Raw genomic sequence first — 15,220 nt, 5'->3', positions numbered from 1 at the left:
CCGATGGGCGACCCCCGTGTAAACACTGCAGTGAGGCCCCGCGCCACCCGTTGGCGGGCAAATCACCACGTCATGCTCTTTTGAACCCCGGATTCGGTCTTACGACAACTGCGCACTGACGCTGCACACGGGCATTTCAAAAAGAAACAGGTAACACGTTGCCGATTGGCAACATTGCAGTTTTTGCTTCAACACTCATATACTGAGCTGCCTCAATAAGAGGCACCTCAAAACACAAAAGACTGCTCGCGGCGGAATCCGGGGAGCGGCTTCACGGCGGTGTTGAAGTCCGCTCGCTCCGACGTCCTACCCGATTCGCGCACATAGAGTTTCGCACGCGATGCGTTACCAAACCCTTCAACGGCGACGAGACGGCCGCCATCGCGAAGCTGCTCGAACAGAGCCGCAGGTATGATCTCGACGGCGCCGTTAATGAAAATCACGTCGTAGGGAGCTTCTGCCGCATATCCCTTCTCGAGATCGCCGGCCACCACCGCAACATTGTCGTAGCCCAGGCGAACCAGCGTTTCAGTAGCACTGGCGGCCAGCGTCCCGTCGCTCTCCAGCGCCACGACGGAGCCGGCGAGCAGCGACAGCAATGCCGACGCGTAGCCGGTGCCGCAACCGATTTCGAGGACGACGTCCGACTTCGAAATCTCGGCAAGCTGCAGGAGTTTCGCCAATGGTGAGGGCTCCATTAGGTAACGCCGCTGAGGACCGCCGGCGAGCTCGATATCCGCATCGATATAGGCCAGCTCCCGCATCTTGGCGGGCACGAACTCCTCGCGCGGGACGGACAGGAAAGCAGACAGGACGGAGTGGGAAGTCACATCCGTCGTCCGGATCTGATTGTCCACCATCTTAATGCGCGCTGCTTCGAAGTTCATGACACTGCCTCGTGGGATGGGCGCGGCACCGCTGCATGGGATATCCGCGCGATCTTGCGTAAGGCTGCTGAGAGCCTGTTGCTTAAAGCTCATAGTTCGCCGCACGGTCGGTTTCAAGCGACTGCGGTATTTGCACGCGCAAAAAGGAATCCGCCAGCTGGATGGGCCGGCGGTCGGAAGCGAAAAGTTTTGTGAAGATCGCCCGATGCAGCCAGGGCCGCCGCCGAGTTTGCAGCGTCAGCCGCCGGGCGCGGCTTCGAGCCCGACCAGCGCGATCTTGCCATAGCCGGCATTCTGTATGAGGTTCATTACCGTCATCAGCTCGCCGTAGTCGATGAGCTTATCGGCGCGCAGGAGCACGCGGGTCTCCGTGTTGCCGTTCGTGATCCGCTTGAGTTCCGAAACGAAGGTCTCGCGGGCCGTCTCCTCATTGCCGACCGCGAGAGAGAGATCGGCCTTCAGCGTCACAAAAACCGGCTTGTCGTCCCGTGGCGTAGGTCTTGCGACCGATTGCGGCAAATCGACCTTCATATCGACCGTTGCGAGCGGCGCGGCCACCATAAAGATAATGAGCAGCACGAGCATGACGTCGATGAAGGGCGTGACGTTGATCTCGCTGTTTTCGTCAAGATCGCCACTGCCTTCCGAGATTCTTCCCGCCATGGCAGCTCACCCGATCCTGGCTATCGAAGCATCGTTGCCGTGGGCGAAGCTGCCCTCCCGGCGTGGCTGCGTCCGGCGGACCTGGCAGTGATCGAGATCACGGCTTACCAGCCTTTCAACAGCCGCCGCGGCATCGGCCAGCACCAGCTTGTAGCCCCCCACCGAACGGGCGAAATAGTTGTAGATCACCACGGCCGGGATCGCTGCGACCAGACCGATTGCCGTTGCCAGCAGTGCCTCGGCGATACCAGGCGCGACGATCGCGAGGTTGGTCGTCTGAGCCTTGCTGATACCGATGAAGGAATTCATGATCCCCCAAACCGTACCGAAGAGGCCCACGAACGGGCCGACGGAACCGATCGATGCAAGAATTCCTGTGCCTGCGCTCATGCGCTTTCCGGCACGAGTCTCGATGCGGCCCAAGAGCGAAGAGACGCGTTCTCTGATGCCGGCTGCCGGCGCATGGTCCAGGACAGCCTCCGAGCGCGCCATTTCGTCGATTGCCGCGGCGACCATGTCGGCGGCTACGCCGGCCCGGCGTTCAAGTTTCTGCTCCAATTCGGCCAGCCCGTTTGCTCCAGTCAGGATCTCGACCGCGCGCTTGAGCCGCGATTTCGCGTGAGCGAGCTCCAGCGTCTTCACGACGAAAATCGCCCAGGTGACGACGGAGGCCAGCGCCAGCGCCACCATTACTCCTTTGACGACGATGTCGGCCGCGAGAAACATGCCGACCGGCGAAAGGTCGTGTGGAAGGATCGGCTCGCCCCCCGCAGCCGTCATCTCGGTAGCCTCAGGCTGGGCAGGCGCCGCAGGCGCTGCATTGGGCTGATCGAGACCGGGAGCGTTCGCCGTTCCGGTCGGCGTGGCCGGCTGCTCGGCAACTGCGGCTGCGGGCTGTTGCGCCGTTTGCGCAAAGCAGGTCCCGGCCGGGCCGGCGAGGAAAACAGCCAGCGTCGTAGCCAGCAACAGGTTCGACTTCGGCCGGATCCGGTTCGCCATCTTGTTCCTCATTCTTTCGCGCCTTCGCCCGACGGTCCGGGCTACGCAGCGGATTCTCTCGATTTCGAAGCTTTGGGCGCGGGCGAAGAATCGCTCACGCTTCCCGTGTTGCGCTCTCGGGCAACGCCTTGCGGATGTTCTTTACGACAAACGAGGACCGAATGACAAGATTTGTGGAGTATATTAATCAAGAATAAATGCAGGCGCTTGCGGGACGTATCAGAGGTTCGGCGCCGAGGGCAGGAAGTCGCCGCTGCGCCAATCGTAGCGGCGATGACGCTGCCAGGGTCTTTCAGTCGAGGCGAACGACGCCTCCACGCGCATGTGCGGCTCTCCCGGCTGCCTTTGGTCGGCATAGATTTCGATCGCACCGGTCCGTCGCAAGGTCTGACCCGTTACGATCACCGCCACGCCGGAGGGACAGGCTGCGAGGGGGCGCCGTGTAGCCACAACGATGAGATCGGCGCCTTTGCAGAGGATGGGAACGAGTTCCGGTGCTTCGACGACCGCCACGGTCCAGCCTTCGCGGCTTTGCCCGACGCAGACTTGGCTCTTTCGGCAGGTAAAGACGCCGGGCTTCGCCGCGCCAAGGAGAGCGACAATCTCCGCTTCGTCGGGCTGTCGGACGAGCTTTGGCGCTCCAGTCCTTTCGGGGCCGATCGCCGGAATTTCGAGCGGCGCCGTGTGGTCCCGGGCGGCTAGTGCCCGCTGCCATTGCGAGAACACGAATTCTGGTGGCCGGCTCCGATTGGTCGCGATCGTGCCTCCGGCAATCAGGCCCACCAGTTGTCCGTCTTCCGATATCGCGATCGACGGGCGCTCCACATTCCGCTCCAGAGCGATCGCCGATCCGCCCAGGAGGATCAGCCCCGCCCCCGCGAGCGCCAACCGCGTTCTCAACACACAAAGCAGAACGCCACCGAAGGCGACAAGAAAGAAGCTGGCGTTGCCGACGCGGCCCGTCATCCATTCGCCGTCAAGAGACGCCACGTATCGCGCCACTGAAAGCATCCAGTCGAGGGCCTGCCCCATCACCATCAGGGGATAGTGCTCAAGCCCAAAGGGCATCAGCAGCATCGCGAAAAGCGCAAATGGCATCACAAGAACGCTGATCAGCGGTGCCGCTGCAATATTGGCCGCCAGTCCGTAAGCGGGCAGCCTGTGGAAATGGGCGGCCGCATAGACGGCCGTTGCCAATCCGCCGATGACAGAGGTCGCCACAATGCCCGTGGCGAGACTCGACGCCGCTCCCCAACCTCCCCGCTTCGTGTTGGCCTCGCGGTCCTTTGCCCTGTGGTCGCGCCAGCGGGCATAGCCCGCAACAAGTGCTAGGGTGGCCGCAAAGGACATCTGAAATCCCGGTCCGGCAACGGCCGAAGGCTTCCAGGTTATGATGACGAGCGCAGCAAGCGCGACATTGCGCAGACTGATCGAGATGCGGTCGAAGAAGACGGCGACGAGCATGATCGAGATCATGATCCAGGACCTGAGCGCTGAAACCGCGCCACCGGAAATCAGGATGTAGAGAAAAACCATGAGCAGGGCGCCGGCGGCCGCGATCTTCTTGATCGGAAATCTCTCCGCAACGCCGGGAACGAAGCTCAAGAGCGTTCGCGCGCCGATCAGAAAGGTGCCTGCTGCCAGCACCATGTTGAGCCCCGAGATCGCAAGGACGTGCGACAGACCGGCGGCGCGAAGCGCCTCCACGGTCTCGCGGCTGATAGCACGCTCCTCACCGGTCACGAGCGCCGCCGCGATCGCTCCGGTGTCGCCGCCGATCGCCGCCCGGATGCGGTTGCCGGCCGCCTCGCGCATCATCGTGAGAAAGGCGCTTGTGCGCGCGGGCAGAGAGGATTGCTGCCGCTCGGCAACCATGCTTTCCGCCGGAACTCGCGGGGCGCCATAGAAGAAGCCGACGGCCCCGACTCCTTTGAAATAGGCGTCGAAGGCGAAATCATTGAGCCCCGGCAGCGCCGGCCCCGAGGGCGGCGAGAGGCGGGCTTTGCCTTCCAGCGCCGCCCCCACCTGAAAGGGCTCGTGGCGGCTTCGCGCAAGCAGTGTCGCCCGCGCCGGAGGTCTGCGCAGCCGCGGTCCGGACGTTTCCTGAATTTCGACAAGATACCGCCAGCGGCCCTTGTCGTCCGGCTCCCGCGAGATCACTGTCCCACGAACATTGGTCGTCACAGGGCCGTCGAGAATGACGGTATCGAGCCGCGCCGTTTCGGCTGCGGCGAGCAGCATGCCAGCCGTGAAGAGCGCGGGTGCAAGAGCGAAGGGACGCCAGCGGCGGAAATCTCCCCGGCAGAGAAGAGTAGACATGCCGAAAACGCAAAGCAGCGCTGCAAGTTCGGCAATTCTGACGGTTCCGGGCAGATCGAACCAAGCCAGAGCGCCAAGGGCAAGCAGCACCGGGATCAGCACGAAACCGTGGCCGAATTCTTGCTCCTCCGCCGCTGCGGCGCGCATGCTGCGTGAAATCGATGTTGCCGCCCGAACGGTCCGACGGCGGATGATCAGACCGTATCGCACCGGCGGGCTTCGGAGAGCGGCGCCTTGTACAGCCAAATCGGCGGTTGGAACCGGAGCGTTGTCATCGAGTAAGCGCCAAGCGCTGCGCTCCTCGTCGCGCGCTACCGCCTGTGCCTGGCCCTCCCCCATTTCGTCGCTTTGCCCCCGCTGGCCAACCGGAGCGATCCTGCAACCAAAGGAACGCCATTGCAATCGAAAGACTGGCTGCCTAAAAAAGCAGCAAAGCTATATAGAATGGTACCGCATTATCAGCTTAACGATCATTGATCTTGTTGGACATATTGCCGTAACATGCGATTGTTGCGTCGCCATATGCTTATTTTCGCATCGCACCAATTTGCCTTTCGTACTGCTTGGCAGTCGAAAATAAATCATATAGCAAATTCGCAACGCTCAAATTCGCGGCACATCACTGTGCCACGATGCCACAACACGGAGGGTCCAATGTCAGAGAAAAGCGCGACAGTAACAATTGGCGGCAAATCGGCGGACCTGCCAGTGCGATCGGGATCGATCGGTCCGGACGTCGTGGACATCGGTTCGCTCTACAAGCAGATGAAGATGTTCACCTACGATCCGGGCTTCACGTCGACGGCATCGTGCGAATCCAAGATCACCTATATCGACGGCGACGAGGGTGTGCTCCTCCATCGTGGCTATCCGATCGAGCAGCTCGCCGAGCACGGCGACTTCCTCGAGGTCTGCTATCTGTTGCTTTACGGCGAACTGCCGACAAAGGCCCAAAAGGCCGACTTCGATTACCGCGTCACGCATCACACGATGATCCACGAGCAGATGTCGCGGTTCTTCACCGGGTTCCGTCGCGACGCCCATCCGATGGCCGTCATGTGCGGCTGTGTCGGCGCTCTCTCGGCCTTCTATCACGACTCGACCGACATCACCGATCCGCATCAGCGCATGGTTGCATCGCTGCGCATGATCGCCAAGATGCCGACGATCGCCGCGATGGCCTACAAATACCATATCGGCCAGCCCTTCGTTTATCCGAAGAACGATCTCGACTACGCCTCGAACTTCCTGCGCATGTGCTTTGCCGTGCCCTGTGAGGAATATGTCGTGAACCCGGTTCTGGCACGCGCCATGGACCGCATCTTCATCCTGCACGCCGACCACGAGCAGAATGCATCGACGTCGACCGTCCGCCTTGCCGGCTCCTCGGGTGCGAACCCCTTCGCCTGCATCGCCGCCGGTATCGCCTGCCTCTGGGGCCCGGCCCACGGCGGCGCCAATGAAGCGGCGCTCAACATGCTCGCCGAAATCGGCACGGTCGATCGCATTCCGGAATATATCGCGAAGGCAAAAGACAAGAACGACCCGTTCCGTCTCATGGGCTTCGGGCATCGGGTGTACAAGAACTACGACCCGCGCGCGAAGATCATGCAGAAGACGACGCATGAAGTCCTCGCCGAGCTCGGCCACAAGGACGACCCGCTGCTGGAAGTCGCCATGGAACTCGAACGCATCGCACTGACGGACGAGTACTTCATTGAGAAGAAGCTCTATCCGAACATCGACTTCTATTCCGGCATCACGCTGAAGGCGCTGGGCTTCCCCACCACCATGTTCACGGTGCTCTTTGCGCTCGCACGCACTGTCGGCTGGATCGCCCAGTGGAACGAAATGATCGAGGACCCGGAGCAGCGCATCGGCCGTCCGCGCCAGCTCTATGTCGGCGCGCCGCTGCGCGACTACGTGCCGCTCTCCAAGCGCTGAGGCAGCCTTCCCAAAAAAGCCCGGTCAGCAATGGCCGGGCCTTTTTCTTTGAAGATATTCAAGGACGATTTCCGCCGCCTTCTCGCCGGGCGGACGGTCGGTCGCCATGCGCTGCTGCACGAGGGCGAAACCGTCGAGCATCGCCCGGCGTTGCGCCGTGTCGCTCGAAAGGCGCTCGAACCACCGCGTCAGCACCGCCGGTCGGATCATCTTGTTGAAATATTCGGGCACGACGGGAAAATCGGCAATGAGATTGGGAAGTGCTGCGGTCCATATCCGGATCCGCGCATGCAGGAGACTGACGAGCCAGTCGGCATAGTAGGTCGAAACGACCGGCACGCCGGCAAGCGCCAGTTCCAGAATGACGGTACCCGAAGCGGCGATCGCAGCGTCAGCCTCCCCAAATGCCTCCCACTTCTTGTCGGCGGCGACGGATATTTCGGGCAGCACCTTCCAGCACGCCGTCAGAGCCCTCACGCGGCTTTCCTGGCGCGGAACCGTCGGCAGCAGGAAACGAATGTCCTTGTGCCGTTCGGCGAGTTCCTCGACGGTCCCGCGAAAGATCGGCAGCAAACGGGTCACTTCGCTCCCGCGCGATCCCGGCAGCAGCAGGCAGGTTTTGCCCTCACGCTGCTGCTCCTGCGCCTGCCGCCTTTCGCGTTGCCGCTTCCGAACGGCCAGCACGTTCTTGTCCGATGCGAGCCGGTGCCCGACATAGCTCGTCGGCGGGCCGCCGAGACGGCGCATGACCTCCGGTTCGAAGGGCAGCACCGCGAGTACGTGATCGACATAGGCCCGCATCCGCGGTGCCCGTTCTGCCTTCCACGCCCAGACGCTGGGGCAGACATAGTTGATCACCGGCAATTCCGGTAACGCGGCGCGCACGCGCCGCGCAACCCGATGGGTGAAATCGGGGCTATCGATGATCACCAGGGCATCGGGGCGCGCGGCAATGATCGCCTGTGCGGTCTGGCGGATGCGCAGCAGAAGCTTCGGCAGGTTCGCAAGAACCTGGGCGAAGCCCATGATCGACAGTTCGGAGTAGTCGAACAGGGATCGAAGGCCTTCGGCCTCGAGCGCTTCGCCGCCGACACCGACAAGCTCGACCCCATCAACACGGGCGCGGAGCGCACGCACGAGATCTGCGCCAAGCAAATCCCCGGAAACTTCGCCGGCAATGACCGCCAACCTGTGGCCCCGATCCGTCATCCCTGTCCCCCGCGTCCGTCGCGCTCGACGCCGAGAATGAAGAGGCCTTCTTTGTCCGCAGCCTCCGTGACACGCGATCGCTCGAGAACGAGTGCACGCCCCGCTTCGACGGCGATACCGGCAAGACCGGCCGCTGCGGCGCCTGCAACCGTCGAAGGCCCGATTGACGGCAGATCCGCGCGCTCGTCCTGCTGCGGTTTGCAGAGCTTGACGAGAACGCCGCGGCGGCGGGCCGAAATCCGGCCGTCGACTTTCAGTGCCGCGACTCTCGCCAGCATGGCGTCGGTGCCTTCGGCGCCCTCCAGCGCAACCACCCGGCCGCCCACTGCAACGGCACCTTGACCGACATCGAGCGCGCCCAGCGCATTGGCGGCGGCAATCGCGGCCTCGATGTCGCGCCTGTCCTCCGCTGTCGGCGCATGCGCACCAATGGGGCCGGTGTCGGCAAGAAGATTGGGCACGACCTCGTGCGCGCCGATGACGCGGGCACCGCTCGCTTCGATCAGCTCGATCACCATGCGCAGCACCGCGTCGTCCCCGCCGGACATCAAGGTGCGCAAAATACTCGGCACCTTGGCCAGCGTCTTCAATGTCGGACGGATATCGCGCCATTCCGGCCGTCGCCGGACCGCACCGGAGAGCACGACGCGGTCGACGCCCTCCGCCTGAAAGGTTCCGCTGATCGCAGCGAAGTCGCCGATCCCGAGGATCGAATGGTCAAAACCGGCCCAGTCGGCATCGGCCTCGCTCGACAGTGCAATGATGAACGGGTCTTCTCCCTGTCGGCGGGCCGCCTCGGCGACGTGGTGGGGAAGCGCGCCAGCGCCGGCAATGATTGCCAACCTGCCTTTCGACTGCGGCAGGTCGCGAGCCGCCACCACTGTCAACCCTTGCCGCCGCGGTTCGGCGAGGAGAGCGCGCGCTCGCTATCTGCGGCAATGAAATCGAGGATCTCGAGTGCCGGGGGGCAATCAAGATATTCGTTGCGAACTGCGGCCGCATTTGCGCGAACCGACTCAGGCCCTTCGAAGATCTGCTTGTAGCACCGCCGAACCTTGTGGATCGTCTGGCGATCGATGCCCGCGCGCGTCATGCCAACGACGTTGAGGCCGCTCAGGACGCCTGGATTGCCGTTGAGCATGCCATAGGGAATGACATCGTAGCTCACTGCCGAAAGTCCGCCGATGAAGGCCTGACGGCCGACGCGGGTGAACTGATGAACCGCCGAACCGCCGCCGAGAATGGCGCGATCCTCCACCGTGACGTGGCCTGCGAGCATCACGTTGTTGGACAGGATGATGTTGTTTCCGAGGCGGCAATCATGCGCAACGTGCGAATAGGCGAGGAACAGGTTGTTGTTGCCGACGATGGTTGTGCCGCCGTGTTCCACCGTGCCCGTGTTCATGGTCACGCCTTCGCGGATCGTGCAGTTCTCGCCGATCGTCAGCGTCGTGTTCAATGCGCTGTGGTGAGCGCTCTGCGAATCGCCGCCGATGACGGCACCCGGGAAGATTTTCGTCCGCTTGCCGACGGTCGTACGGCCGATGACGACGACGTGGCTCAAGAGCTCAACGTCATCTCCGAGAACGACTTTCGGCCCGATATGGCAAAGCGGGCCGATCGTTACGTTCTCGCCGATCACTGCGCCGTCCTCGATGACCGACGACGGGTGGATCTTTGCACTTGATGCTATCATTCTCAGGCGTCTTCCTTGCTGACTATCATCGCGCCGATATCAGCTTCCGCGACGAGTTGCCCGTCAACTTTTGCATCACAGTGAAATTTCCAGATATTGCCCCGCTGCTTGTGCTTCGTGACATGGAACTCGACCTGATCGCCCGGCACCACCGGCTTGCGGAAACGGGCATTGTCGATCGTCATGAAATAGACGAGGTTGCTGCCGATCCCGGTCTTGCGGGCGCAGATTGCCCCTGCCGTCTGCGCCATGCCTTCGATCAGCAGAACGCCCGGCATGATCGGCTTTTCCGGGAAGTGCCCGGTAAAGTGCGGCTCGTTCGCCGTCACGTTCTTGATCCCGATCGCCGAATTGTCACCGTCGATCTCGATGATGCGGTCGACAAGAAGGAAGGGATAGCGATGGGGAAGAAGCTTCAGGATCTCCTGTATATCCGCCGTCCCGAGAACAGTTGCAGCCTCATTCATCCTTGCCACCCTTTTTCTTCTGCCTCTCGCTTGCCCGCAACGCCATCTCAGCCACGTCGCGCAGGAAGTCCCGCATCGGCCGCGCCGGAATTCCGCCGTAGCGCTCGCCTGCCGGGACATCGCTCGCGACGCCGCTCATGGCCGCAATCTGCACTCCATCTCCGATGCTGATATGACCATTGACCCCGGTGCCGCCGCCAATCATCACGCCATCGCCGATGCGCGCGCTGCCGGCGATGCCCACCTGACTGACGATGCCGCAATAACGGCCGATGCGGACGTTGTGGCCAATCTGCACGAGATTGTCGATCTTCGTGCCTTCGCCGATCACCGTGTCGTCCATGGTACCGCGATCGATGGTGGTGTTGGCACCAATCTCGACGTGGTCCTGAATGATCACGCGTCCAACCTGAACGATTTTGATCATTCCACCTTTCGGACCCGGTGCATAACCGAATCCGTCCTGGCCGATCCGCGCGCCGGGATGGACAATGACGTTGTTGCCGACCAGCGCGCAAAGGATGCTCGCGCCGGCGGAAATCGTGCAATCGCGGCCGATCCGTACGCCCGGTCCGATCACCGCCCCGGCTGCAATGCGTGTCCCGCTGCCGATCTCGGCGCCGGCGCCAATGACCGCCATTGGCTCGACCTCGACGCCCGCTTCCAGCCGCGCCGTCGGATCGACGAAAGCTCCGGGCGCGACACCGCGCTCGCTCGTGTTGTATGACGGACGCAGCGCATTCTCGTGAAGCAAGGCGCCGGCGAGCGCGAATGCCGTATGCGGCTTCGAAGCCAGGAGCACAGGGATGGTGTCGGGGACGATCGAGGCAATCGCCTTGTCGCAGATGATCGCGGAGGCGTGACAGCTCTCCAGCTCGTCGCGGCTCTTGCGCGAGAGCATGTAACAGATCTCGCCGGGCTTTGCGCGGTAAACCGGCGCCACCGAGCGAACGGCACGGTCGGCGGCGGCCGTGTCCAGCAACTCCGCCCCAATCTGATTCGCCAGGTCGCCCAAACGAATCCCCTGATGGGGCGGAAAAAACCAATTCTGTTCCATGGACACTCCAGAACGTTCTTCTGGCAGTTCTGGACTGCTCTTATCAGAACGACGAGTTGATACCGAACTTGAAGTTCTGGACCTCGTCGAAGTCTTCCTTTGCGACCGGCACGGCATAATCGACACGCAGCGGGCCGAAAGGTGAAGCCCAGATCAGGCTGACGCCGACGGAGGCGCGCAACGACGCGTCTTCGCCACGAACGGATTCCCCGGCTCCGGTCAACCTCACGTCGTTGCCGTAGAGCGTACCTGCGTCCACGAACAACGCGCCGCGGAAGCCGCTGTCACGCGGAATGCCGGGCAACGGGAATGACGCCTCCGCAGATGCGGTGAAATAGGTCGTGCCACCCAAGGCATCACCGTTGTTGACACGGGGGCCGATGCCGTTGCGCTCGAAGCCGCGGATGTCGTTGCTGCCAAGCTGGAATTGATCGAAGACTTCCATCGAGCCGGACGTCTTGAACACGTGACCAGCGCTACCGGCGAGCGACGCAATGATGTCCGCTTCGTCGTTCAGCGTGTAGTACCACTTGGCCTTACCGGTGATCTTGTAGAAATCCGACGTGCCGCCGAGGCCGGCGAACTCCTGCGTGAACGAAGCGAGGATACCCTCGTGCGGGAGCTGCGCGTCGTCGAGCGTGTTGTATGTGATGGAGTGCGACACGGACGACCGCGTCCAGGGGCTGTCGTCGATAGCACGATCATAGGGCGACGAGAGCTCGTCCTTGTCGCCGAAATACTCCAGCTCCGTATAGTTGTAGCGCAGCGTGGTCGACAGGTTCTCCGTGATCGGCGCCGTCACGCGCAGGCTGAAGCCCTGGTCGTTGTAGCTGTAATTGTCGTCGTCGAAATCGGTCTCGTTCTTGAACAGATCGAAGCCCGCCGCCAGACGATAGCCGAGGAAGTACGGTTCGGTGAAGGAAACGTTGTAGGTCTGGCTATCTTCGCCCTTGCCAGCGGCAAGACGAATATACTGGCCGCGACCGAGGAAGTTCTTTTCCTCGATCGAAGCTTCGACGAGGAAGCCGCCGCCGCTGCCTGCGGAGTAACCGGCACCGATACCGAACGAACCCGTCGACTGATCCTGCACATCGACGATAATGATGACGCGGTCAGCCGCGCTGCCCGGGGCCGTCGTAATGTTGACCGAGGAGAAGTAGCCCAGCGCCTCCAGCCGGCGCTTGGCGCGAGCAATCATCTCCTGGTTGAAGGCGTCGCCCTCGCCGACGTCGAATTCGCGACGGATGACATAGTCGCGCGTACGGGTGTTGCCCCGAATCTCGATGCGCTCGACATAGGCGCGCTCACCCTGGTCGACGAGATAGTCGACGGCGATCGTATGATTGGAGAGATCGCGGTTGCCGCGCGGCGTAACGCGCGCAAAGGGATAGCCCTCCGACGCGACACGCTTCGAAATCTCGCTCATCGTGTCCTGAATGTCCTTGGCCTTGTAGACAGAACCCTCGCGGCTCTGGACCAGACTCTTCAGCTCTTCGGCATTGATGCCTTCGACGGTCGACTCGACATTGATCGGACCGAAGTCGTAACGCGGACCTTCCTCGACGGTGATCGTCACGGTATATTCGTTGGTCGCTTCGTTGAGCGTCGCCTCAGACGAAATCACCTGGAAATCGGCGTAGCCGCGGTTGTAATAGAACTGCCGCAGCAAATCTTCGTCGGCCCGCAGCTTGTCCGGATTATAGACGTCCTTGCGGGTGAGGAACGAAAAAAGACCCGATTCCTTCGTCGCGATCACCGACTGCAGACGACCGTCGCTGTAGGCTTCGTTGCCGACGAAGTTGATCTCGGAAATCTTCGTGCGCTCACCCTCGTTGACGACGAAGGCGACATTGACGCGGCCCTCGGCAATCGGCACGACCTGCGTGGTCACCGTCACGTCGCTGCGACCGATCGCAGCGTAGGCGTCCTTGATGGCCTGAATGTCGTTCTCGACAGTGGCCTCGCTGTAGGGACCGAGCGGCTGCGTGCGTACGATGCCCTGAAGCTTGTCGTCCTTGATCTTGCGGTTGCCGTTGAAGACGACCTGATTCACGAGCTGGTTTTCACTGACGGAGACAACGAGCGTGCCGCCGGAAACGGTGATGCTGACGTCGGAGAAATAGCCGGTGCCATAAAGACGCTTCACCGAAGCGTCGATATCCGCATTGCTGAAGCTCTTGCCGGGGACGATCGTGATGTTGGCACGAACGGTTTCCGCGCTTACGCGCGTTGCACCACGCACTTCAACCCGATTGATGACCGCGGCTTGTGCAACCGACGTGCCGGCAACCAGCCCAACACCGGTACCCGTGGCAACCATGCTCGCTGAGAGCGCAAACGCCGACACCGCGTTCAAAAACCTTGAACCAGCTTTCATGTTTAAATCTTACCTTTTCCCAACGTCCCGCGGCAATTTCGTACCGACTCCGGTCACGGTTGCCGTTTTACCCGCTTTTCCCATACAAGCAAGCCAGCTCGTTAATTTCTGTTTACTTCAATTCGAACCGTGGCTTAACAGCCACTACGGCCTCGCATTAACGTAAACAAATCGTTGCGGAGCAAGCCGACGGAATCAATCCTTCACAAAATCCATAAAGATCATCACATCCAGTTCGAAGGCAGCCGACATCATCCAAAGAGCCAATTGATGTCGTTCCACGCCGCGAACGCCGTGAGCATGAGCACCATCGCAAAGCCGATGCGGAATGCGAGATCCTGCGCGGCGGGGCCGACCGGCTTACCGCGCAGCGCCTCGACCGCATAGAACATGAGATGGCCGCCATCAAGCACCGGAACGGGCATTAGGTTAAGCAATCCTATGGAAACCGAAAGGACGGCCGCGAAGTTCAGCACTTCCGCAATGCCAAGCTTTGCCATCTGACCGGACATCTGCGCGATGCGGATCGGCCCACCCACCTGGTCAGCGTTCATCCGCCCGACGACCAGATTGGAAAGATAATCGAAAGTGCCCGTCACGATGCGCCAGCTCTGCAGGGCGCCCTGCCCGACCGCCTCGAGCGGTCCGTAGGTCTCGATTCGGAAATTGCCGGCTTCCTGATTTGTGCCGATGCCGATCTTGCCCTCTTCAACCTTGTTGCCCAGGGGATCGACGGACTGGGTGCGCTGCGGCACCATCGGCAGATCGAACGCGGCACCCTCGCGCTCTATCCGAACAGTAATCGGCAGTTCGGGGCGAACGCTCACATAGCGGCGCACGTCATCGAAGGTCGCGATCGGCCTTCCGTCGATCGACAACAGCCGGTCGCCCGGCAGTATGCCAGCCTTCTCCGCCGCGCTGCCGGGCGCCACGAAAGCGACGACAGGATCGGCGACCGCGCGACCATAGATGGAAAAGAGGACGGCAAAGATAGCGATCGCGAGAAGGAAATTCGCGATCGGGCCGGCGGCCACGGTCGCGGCCCGCTTCCACAGCTTGGCGCCGAGGAACGTTCGCGCGCGGTCCTCCGGAGCGATCGTCTCCAGCCGCCGATAGTCGGGCGTGCTCGCCGCGTCCTCGTCGCCGAAGAACTTCACATAGCCGCCAAGCGGGATCACGCAGAATTTCCAGCGGGTGCCATGGCGATCGGTCCAGCCGAAGAGCTCCGGTCCGAAACCGACGGAAAAGGCAAGGATACGGATGCCGGACCAGCGGCCGACAAGATAGTGCCCCATCTCATGAACGAAGACCAGCAAGGTCAACAGGAACAGAAAGGTGGGGATGGTGTACTGGAGATTGTCAAGCAGAAGGCTCATGGTCATTCCTAACGCATCTGCCGCTACGCCCGCCCGTTCCTCGCAAGGCGCCGAGGCAGCCGCTACACTTTGAATTGCCGCATAATCTATCCTTATTTCCGCCCTGATATAAGGAACTATGCGGTGGCCTTAAAGCTGGATGACGAAAGGTGCACGCGCTTTTCCGCCCGTATTTGCTCCAGCTTATCGGAAATCGATCACGATGGCTTGATCGGTTCGACGTAAG

12 protein-coding genes are annotated in these 15,220 nt (G+C 61.7%); 1 reads left to right on the top strand and 11 read right to left on the bottom strand.

All coding sequences use genetic code 11. From position 1 onward, the window contains the following. Positions 1 to 227: 227 nt before the first annotated feature. The 4 genes from M728_RS06560 to M728_RS06545 form a co-directional block, all read right to left on the bottom strand. Entirely contained in the window at positions 228 to 887 is a 660-nt protein-coding gene (locus M728_RS06560) for a protein-L-isoaspartate O-methyltransferase (RefSeq protein ID WP_026623276.1), read from the bottom strand. Positions 888 to 1,124: 237 nt separating this feature from the next. After that, positions 1,125 to 1,550, bottom strand: coding sequence for a TonB system transport protein ExbD (gene exbD / locus M728_RS06555; protein WP_034884620.1), 426 nt, complete (start codon positions 1,548 to 1,550; stop codon positions 1,125 to 1,127). A gap of 6 nt (positions 1,551 to 1,556) precedes the next feature. Next, positions 1,557 to 2,549 (bottom strand): tonB-system energizer ExbB, encoded by a 993-nt coding sequence (gene exbB / locus M728_RS06550; RefSeq protein WP_026623277.1) that lies wholly within the window; start codon positions 2,547 to 2,549, stop codon positions 1,557 to 1,559. Between the two features lie 219 nt (positions 2,550 to 2,768). Beyond that, positions 2,769 to 5,207 carry a ComEC/Rec2 family competence protein gene (locus M728_RS06545; RefSeq protein WP_026623278.1) on the bottom strand — a complete coding sequence of 813 codons (2,439 nt, stop codon included), beginning with the start codon at positions 5,205 to 5,207 and terminating at the stop codon, positions 2,769 to 2,771. A 315-nt stretch (positions 5,208 to 5,522) separates the two neighbouring features. Here M728_RS06545 and gltA point away from each other — a divergent pair, with 315 nt between their 5' ends. Beyond that, positions 5,523 to 6,812, top strand: a complete 1,290-nt coding sequence (gltA, locus tag M728_RS06540) for a citrate synthase (protein WP_026623279.1) — start codon at positions 5,523 to 5,525, stop codon at positions 6,810 to 6,812. Positions 6,813 to 6,836: 24 nt separating this feature from the next. Here the strand turns inward: gltA and lpxB are convergent, their stop codons facing one another. The 7 genes from lpxB to rseP all read right to left on the bottom strand — a co-directional run bounded on the left by lpxB (position 6,837) and on the right by rseP (position 14,994). Then, positions 6,837 to 8,021, bottom strand: a complete 1,185-nt coding sequence (lpxB, locus tag M728_RS06535) for a lipid-A-disaccharide synthase (RefSeq protein ID WP_026623280.1) — start codon at positions 8,019 to 8,021, stop codon at positions 6,837 to 6,839. After that, complete coding sequence (locus M728_RS06530; protein WP_026623281.1) at positions 8,018 to 8,899, bottom strand: LpxI family protein; 882 nt, start codon at positions 8,897 to 8,899, stop codon at positions 8,018 to 8,020. The genes lpxB and M728_RS06530 overlap by 4 nt, the downstream gene beginning before the upstream one ends. A gap of 5 nt (positions 8,900 to 8,904) precedes the next feature. After that, the gene (gene lpxA / locus M728_RS06525; protein WP_198023446.1) at positions 8,905 to 9,723 is read right to left on the bottom strand and encodes an acyl-ACP--UDP-N-acetylglucosamine O-acyltransferase; all 819 of its coding nucleotides are present in this window, start codon (positions 9,721 to 9,723) and stop codon (positions 8,905 to 8,907) included. Further along, positions 9,720 to 10,184 (bottom strand): 3-hydroxyacyl-ACP dehydratase FabZ, encoded by a 465-nt coding sequence (fabZ, locus tag M728_RS06520; RefSeq protein WP_026623283.1) that lies wholly within the window; start codon positions 10,182 to 10,184, stop codon positions 9,720 to 9,722. Before fabZ ends, lpxA begins: the two co-directional genes overlap by 4 nt. Then, positions 10,177 to 11,241: a UDP-3-O-(3-hydroxymyristoyl)glucosamine N-acyltransferase gene (lpxD, locus tag M728_RS06515; protein ID WP_026623284.1), complete on the bottom strand. Its 1,065-nt coding sequence runs from the start codon at positions 11,239 to 11,241 to the stop codon at positions 10,177 to 10,179. The genes fabZ and lpxD overlap by 8 nt, the downstream gene beginning before the upstream one ends. A gap of 43 nt (positions 11,242 to 11,284) precedes the next feature. After that, positions 11,285 to 13,618: an outer membrane protein assembly factor BamA gene (bamA, locus tag M728_RS06510; RefSeq protein WP_026623285.1), complete on the bottom strand. Its 2,334-nt coding sequence runs from the start codon at positions 13,616 to 13,618 to the stop codon at positions 11,285 to 11,287. A gap of 251 nt (positions 13,619 to 13,869) precedes the next feature. Next, positions 13,870 to 14,994 (bottom strand): RIP metalloprotease RseP, encoded by a 1,125-nt coding sequence (gene rseP, locus M728_RS06505; RefSeq protein ID WP_026623286.1) that lies wholly within the window; start codon positions 14,992 to 14,994, stop codon positions 13,870 to 13,872. Between the last annotated feature and the right edge of the window lie 226 nt (positions 14,995 to 15,220).

Source organism: Ensifer sp. WSM1721, from assembly GCF_000513895.2.
Taxonomy (GTDB): domain Bacteria; phylum Pseudomonadota; class Alphaproteobacteria; order Rhizobiales; family Rhizobiaceae; genus Sinorhizobium.
The sequence above is the reverse complement of the archived record's forward strand: the minus strand, read 5'-3'. Positions and strand labels throughout refer to the sequence as shown.